The organism is Paenibacillus macquariensis (assembly GCF_900156375.1).
Classification (GTDB): Bacteria; Bacillota; Bacilli; order Paenibacillales; family Paenibacillaceae; genus Paenibacillus_AQ; species Paenibacillus_AQ macquariensis.
In genome coordinates, this window is sequence record NZ_FTNK01000041.1 from 7016 (window position 1) to 14052 (window position 7037).

7 protein-coding genes and 1 pseudogene are annotated in these 7037 nt (G+C 41.9%); all 8 read right to left on the reverse strand.

Translation table 11 applies throughout. The features are described 5' to 3' along the window. Positions 1-445 (reverse strand): N-acetylmuramoyl-L-alanine amidase family protein (locus BW961_RS28480; RefSeq protein ID WP_139331791.1); only part of this gene is annotated, 445 nt, incomplete at its 3' end. 26 nt (positions 446-471) lie between these two features. After that, positions 472-636, reverse strand: a complete 165-nt coding sequence (locus BW961_RS28485; RefSeq protein WP_082867689.1) for a D-alanyl-D-alanine carboxypeptidase family protein — start codon at positions 634-636, stop codon at positions 472-474. Positions 637-865: 229 nt separating this feature from the next. Next, positions 866-1702 carry a polysaccharide deacetylase family protein gene (locus tag BW961_RS28490; RefSeq protein ID WP_068591722.1) on the reverse strand — a complete coding sequence of 279 codons (837 nt, stop codon included), beginning with the start codon at positions 1700-1702 and terminating at the stop codon, positions 866-868. A gap of 31 nt (positions 1703-1733) precedes the next feature. Beyond that, positions 1734-3131, reverse strand: coding sequence for an ABC transporter substrate-binding protein (locus BW961_RS28495; RefSeq protein ID WP_068591720.1), 1398 nt, complete (start codon positions 3129-3131; stop codon positions 1734-1736). A gap of 223 nt (positions 3132-3354) precedes the next feature. Then, positions 3355-4140, reverse strand: coding sequence for a hypothetical protein (locus BW961_RS28500; RefSeq protein ID WP_068591719.1), 786 nt, complete (start codon positions 4138-4140; stop codon positions 3355-3357). Continuing rightward, positions 4137-5576, reverse strand: a complete 1440-nt coding sequence (locus BW961_RS28505) for a sensor histidine kinase (protein WP_068591718.1) — start codon at positions 5574-5576, stop codon at positions 4137-4139. The genes BW961_RS28500 and BW961_RS28505 overlap by 4 nt, the downstream gene beginning before the upstream one ends. A 3-nt stretch (positions 5577-5579) precedes the next feature. Then, a complete protein-coding gene (locus BW961_RS28510) occupies positions 5580-6236 on the reverse strand; it encodes a response regulator transcription factor (RefSeq protein ID WP_068591716.1) in 657 nt (218 codons plus the stop codon). Between the two features lie 261 nt (positions 6237-6497). After that, positions 6498-7037, reverse strand: a pseudogene (locus BW961_RS30820) (hypothetical protein); the annotation flags it as partial.

The following is a 7037-nucleotide window of genomic DNA, read 5'->3' on the forward strand; positions in this document are numbered from 1 at the left end:
CACTGTATGTGTTCCCATGAATGGAGACAAATGCGTCCGCATTGAGATCATTCGCGATTTGGGCGCGATCCTTCAGCTTGACAAAGGTGTCATCCGTACGTGTTCTGTGCGCCTCAAACATCGGATCCTGCTGGAGCAAGTCATACACCTTCGTAGACAGCGCTAGGGTGTATGCTCGCTCTCGGTTCCCGCTTGCACCTTCCGCGCCGGGATCCTTTCCTCCATGCCCCGCATCGATCACAATTTTGTAGCGCTTTGATACTTCTTGCGGCGTTGCCATATGTTTGTTCAGCGAAACTGTCGACTCCCCCGAAGTTGTGATTCGATTCCCTGAAATCGGAAATGATAACGCATATAGCGACCAGACCATTCCCATAAAAACAACGATGCTTATCATAAATATCGCTTGGCGACGTTGAAGCTGTTTTCTCCTTACCCTTTTCATGCTGTCTCCTTACTCATGGCCACTCTCTATGCCTCATTAAACCCAGATTGGAACATCGTCGACTGCCACGGCTTGTACTTATATTGCTTTACAGCTTCCTTGTCCCTCGGATATCGAATAATACAACCGTAAAGATGAGCAGCATCTTCGCTAACCCATCGGCCCTCCTCCTTCTCACCGAACTTCTCGATTCATTGACGATTCACGCATTCTCCATCATCAGTCGGGTTGCGCCACTGCCTGCGGTGGTATTCTACCAGTGTAGTACGCGAATATATGATAAGTGAGATAGACTTGTATTGAAGTTGTAAAAGGTTGAATTCAACAAGCAACAGCGCACAAAAAGGCCAACTGCGGTTGCAGCTGGCCTTGGTTCTGTCGGCTCAAGGTGGTCGGTTTTCGATGTTTCTCAGCCGATAATTACAGATATTTATCTTGATAGAAATTAAGACTGAAATGGTCAGCGTCATTATATACACCAAACTCATATCCTTTTTCCCTATAAAATGCAATTATTTCTGGAAGCGCTTGTAATGTTTGTGATTTTTCATGCATGAGAACGACTTCTACTTCATGTTTAGTTCCCTTTTTAACATTTTCTACAATTTGGTTTGGATTATCTTTTAACACCCAGTCGTTAGAATCAATTGTCCAATCCCATATTTTAATTCCAGCCCCTACAATCTGATTACGAATCTGTTCACTTTCCAATCCTGGTGCTGAACCATAAGGTGGACGAACCAACTTAGGATTCGTACCTGTAATATCCTGAATAAGAGATAATGTTTCGTTCATCTCTGGTACAAACTGCCCATTATCGTATAGATTTTTGTAAATATGTGTCATACTATGCGCACCAACATAATGGCCTTCTTTTGTCGCTCTTTTTACATTTTTTTGTAAATTTGTTTTTTGTAGATTACTTCCCTGCATAAAAAATATTGCTTTAACATCTTGCTCTTTTAATACATCTAAGAATTGATTCGTTAATATACTAGGGCCATCATCAAATGTTAGGTAAACAACTTTTCCCATTGGCTTTCCATCCGGTCTTTTTTGTTTTTCTGGTTGTATGGTATCTTGTATGATACTTTGTTCTGCTACACTTGTGGCAACTTGATGAATACTTTCTTCAGGATCAGAAGTCAATTCCCCTATTAAAAAGATCATAAGATACACAGTTGCTACAATAAGTCCTAATCTCCTTCTTTTCTTTTTCATCCTTAATTTCACATTGTTATTTCGTGATGATTTCATTATTCATCTAAACCTTTCTCTGAATAGCTGGTTATTCATTCAAGAAAGTCGTCACTCTATTTTGAATCAATTTCGCCACGACTTCGGCTGATTTCTGTCCACTGAAATAGGCTTTGGATTCCTCTGAAATAATCTCCTCGACCTTAGAAGGCTTGAATGCAACGGGATGGATTGCTCCAGAGAGGAATTGATCTAATCCTTGAATATCCTTTGCTGTTACCTCGAATATCTTGCCTTTCATAACTTCCATTTCTTGAATAGACTTAACTTTCCCTTCTTTTAATAGTTGCTGCTTTTGCTTCTCATATAAGCTCTTATTTAAAGGAAAACCCGTTCCTGGAGCTTGTATCTCATCAGACAACATAAATTTAAGGAAATCCCATGCTTCCTCTTTGACAGAAGACTTCTCATTGATGCCAATGGTTCTGTACGTTCTAAAATAACCTCCAGTTTGCTGGTCATTTGCACTTGGTTTAGCGTACAGTTTGGATTTAAATTCATAGCCCTTCATATTAAATTCACTCTCTTTTAAGGTATTAATATAATCAGTTGGTGAATTAATAGAAACCGTTCTGAATAGAGGGTGTACTTGTTCTTGCGTAATAATGCGTTCGTCGGACAAGGACTTTACTTGCTTGAGTAATTTAGTAAAGGTACCCGAATCGAAATTCACCTTTTCATTGACCTCATCTACAAACGTCGGGTATTGATCTTTGACCATTTCATTTAATAGAGCATCTGGTGAACTAAACACGCCATATTTGCCAGTTTTCTCTCCAAACTTCATTAGTTGTCTACTTACATCGGTATATTGACTCCAATTCCAAGTCTTGTCGTCAAACTTCACCTTGCTGTTCTCAATCAATGTCTCGTCGCCCATCAGACCATACATCAAGAATTTCAAGGGCATCCCATAAATTCCGCCGTCAATCTTAACATTGTCCAAAATATTGTTGAAATATTGCTCTTTCTTAAAAGTTGGATCCTTCTTTATGATTTCACTCATATTGGCTAACAAATGTTTTTTTACATAATTCTCGACTGGCAATTGATCCATTTCAACCAGATCAGGTCCTTTACCTGATAACATGGCAGTGTTCGTCGTTTTGATGAATTTCTCATAAGCCGCTTTCCCCTGTGCGCCATCACCACTCTCTATATATGTAAGATCAATCGTGATATTAGGATGCTTGGCTTCATATTTCTTCTTAGCTTCCTTAAAGAATTCATCAGGAAAAAATGTAGAGAATACAACCGTTTTTTTGCCACCACTAGGTTTCGTTCCTTCTGTCTTTTCCCCGTTTGGCTTTTCTGTTGCCTTATCCTCGTTTTGTGTTTGCGTTACATCTCCATTACCCGCACGGCTACTACAAGCAGAGACAGAGATCATGAGTATAATCGTTAGTAACATTAACAACATTTTTTTCATTTTTATTCTTCCTCCCCTTTTCTAACCTTCTCTATCCACGAAATATTTTTTAATTCCTTTTACAATGGCGCTGCTACCTACGGGGTATTCTACCAGTGTAGTACGCGAATATATGATAAGTGAGATGGACTTGTATTGAAGTTGTAAAAAGTTGAATTCACCAGGCAGCACAGCGCAAAAAGGCCAGCTGCGGCTGCAGCTGGCCTTAGTTATGTCGGTCGGCTTACGACTCTGAAAAATAACTGAGCATCGCCATCACATCTTTGTTGAACCCAACCACTTGCTTCGTTCTCACATTAACCATGACACTGTAGTTCAGCGATTGTTTATCCTTACTCCTATAATACAATTCCGCAACGATGCCCCTGCCCCAACGGGTGCCTTTCTTGTCCAAGGTCAGATCGGACAAGACATAACTTCCCTTTTCCTGAATAAACCGATTGGCGATCTCGATTACCTCATCCATAATCACTTTCCCTTCCATAACCACTTCCGGGTCCTTATCCCCATAAGCATACTTTGGATTCTGGTTCACTTTAGAAATTTTAATTACATCGCCGTCTCTAGCGTTCACTACAATATCATAGACTTCATTGGGATCGGCTGATTGGGTCAGGGTCATATAAAACAGACCGCTAGGAATTTTATTCAGCTCTGTTTCGGAATTCACTTTGAACCCCTGATTTTGCTTCGATCGCGAAATGACGCCGTATTCCAGCTTGTCCAGCAGTTCTTTAAGCTTCTTCTGATCTACCGCCATCAATTCGAATTGGACTTCGCCCATAGTCAGTTTCTCATTATAGTACTTGTTGACCGCATTCAGGCTGAGTGTCTTCACAGTATCCTGCGAAAGAACGCCTTCGTATTTCACTTCGTTGGTTTTGTGCTCTATGGTTATTTTTTTTACCATGACGGTGTCTTTTTCGATGGCATTAAATAATCCCCCGCACCCCGTCGTCAGGATCATGAACGCTGCACATACGATAACCATCACAATGAGCTTGTTCATGGATTCAACCCTCCTTTCGGACCTATCTGATCGAAAATGACTCCAATCGTCGTTCCCTGATTTTCTTTGCTGGTCACTTCGATGACAGCATGGTGTATGCTCGCCACACTTTGACATATGGAGAGACCTAGGCCCGCCCCATTATTGATTTTCGTTCTAGCTTTATCCGCCATGTAGAACGGTTCAAAAATTTTGTCCCGATGCTCTTTCGCAATACCGATGCCTTGGTCGATCACTTCAAGAGTGTAACGGCTGTCGCGCCAGTAAGTACAGATGGTAATACTCTGTTGTTCAGCAGAAGCTTTAAGCGCATTGTCTACGAGATTGAAGATCAGAACTTTGATCAAATCCTTCTCCAGCAGCAGCCTGCCCTCTTCACAATCGGTGACGATCACAATCCGCTTCTCCTTGGCTTTCATCTTGAGCGCAGGCTCAATCTCGGCAATGATGGCTCCCAAATCATGCTCCTCCATCTGAAAATGATTCTCCTGAAGCAAAATCAAATCCATTAGCTTAAGCGAAAGCGACTCTACGCGCTTACCTTCCGAGTAAATGATATTTAGTCCATCTACGAACAGCTCTTCGTTGTATTTGGTCGTCCTCAGAAAATTTGCATATCCGATAATCGACGTTAACGGCGTTTTTAATTCATGGGTAAAATTATTGATGAACCTTTGCTTCTCTTGATTGTTCCGCTCCAGGTCATTGATTGTATCCTCGACAACCGTGGCCATATCATTAAAATTTCGTGCCAGAACGCCTATTTCATCCTTCGATTTCAGACGAACTCGTTCCGAAAATCCGCCCTGCGCAATGACTTGAGCCGTACGGTTGAGTCGATCGATCGGCTTCGTCAGTCCTCTACTCACAAAAAACATGATAAGCATATAGAGTAAACATGCGGCCATATCCACTTTGACGAAAAAATGGTACTGATCCACGCGCTCCTGATACAACGAAGTCACGTCCTTCATGTAGGTGAATACATATTTTTTATGATTAATATCCGTAATGTTCGATGTGAATAGTATCGTACGCTGGTCGATATCTCGCAAAATATATTTGATTTCCTCCACGGCCAGCTTGTCCAATTCTCCGCGATGCGTCGGCATCTCGAAATCGGTATTGCTGAAGATCGTCCGGTTCGTATCGTTCATGATATCCAAATAAATACGATCGTCGCTATTCTTCTCAACAAATTCTTTGGCGATGTTCGTTAATATCGTTTTCTCGTAATCGATAGAATCATAGATACGAAGTATCGGAACAATCGCATTGACGCTGGAATGAATGCTCATATTTTGGCTTAAAGCACTGTTGATTTCCTGCCCTAGCATTGTATTATGGCTCCGCTCAATGACCATAATGGAAGCTGCATTAAAGATGAGGACGAAGGCCAGAATAGAGAACAAATAAATTTTTTGCCAAAATTTCATCGATCAATCCTCCAGTCGGTAACCAATTTTGTAAATGGTCTTGATATGATCCTGCAGCTGAAGTTTCTTACGCAGCGTTTTGATATGCATATCGACCGTTCTCGTTTCGCCGTAATAGTCCCCGCCCCATACTTTATCGATGAACTGCTCTCTAGACAGCGCGATATTCTTATTTTTCAGCAGCACGACAATCAAATCGTATTCCTTCGGCGTCAGTTCGACGGGCTCCCCCTGTATAGTCACTTCTCGTTTGTCCAAGTCTACTTGAATGTTTTGAAACTCCATCACGTGTTCTTCTTTGCCGTATCTTCGCAATACGGTTTCGATCCGGGCCAACAGCTCGATCGCTTCGAAAGGCTTGACCATGTAGTCGTCTGCCCCCAGCTTTAGTCCGTTGACTTTGTCGTAAACCGAGTTTTTGGCCGTCAGGAAAATGACCGGAATGCCGTAGGGCTGAATTTTTTCCATCAGTGTAAACCCGTCCATCCGTGGAATCATGACATCCAGCAGGATGAGATCGAACTTCTCCTGCTTCATCGCCTCCAGCGCCGCCAAGCCGTCGTACACCTCAGTCGTCTCGTAGTTCACAATGTTGAGATTCATTTTAATGATTTGGGATATATGGATATCGTCTTCCACGATCAAAATCCTTTTTTGCATACTTGAAAATCTCCTGACGTGTAATGTCGTGTGTTACTTCATTGATTCTATACGATGACAAAGCGTTATTAAAGATGCAATATCTGTTCCCGTTACCGTGAAACGATATTATCCGTGGTTCAACCCTATGTAAAATGCCCAGTACCATGATCGGTACTGGGTTTGTTGTTTAATGGAAGAAAAGTAAAAATGAGATAACCCTGTTGTTGCACACCGACTGCGGTACTATGGAGATAGCCTCACATTAGTACCGGTTGTACTTTAACTTCCTGCACCGCCAGTGCCATGGGGTGACGTTGTTGGTGCTGATTCATAAGTAAGTGGATAGTATTGGCTGCCTAGCAAAACTCTTTGGTTCTGGAACTCATCGTACAGGTTCATGCGGATGGTGCCTCCGCCTAATCTTGTGTCGAAGTTGCTATTAAACGTAGTTGAGTACGATTTATATTTACCCATTGGCAAATCAGTCCCGAGTGTCAACATCTTTTCCATCGTTTGCCCATACGGATCAATGATTTCCAAGACAAGCTTGTGCTCGTAGGCACCTGCTTCGTAATCTCCATTTTTGGATAAGTTGTATGTTATGACTGTATTCAATGCATCCTTACCTTCGCTTATCTTACCCACTGCATTTACAACCGAAAGGCTGTAAGGGAACATATCCACATTGTTCAGATTGGACGACGGCGTTACGGCTACCGTGTTAAGTGATAATCCAACCGTATTGATATATCCCGTGGATGTACCACCTAGAGCTGTCAGTTTACCGTCAGCTACACCTTGGCCAATATAAAGAACAAG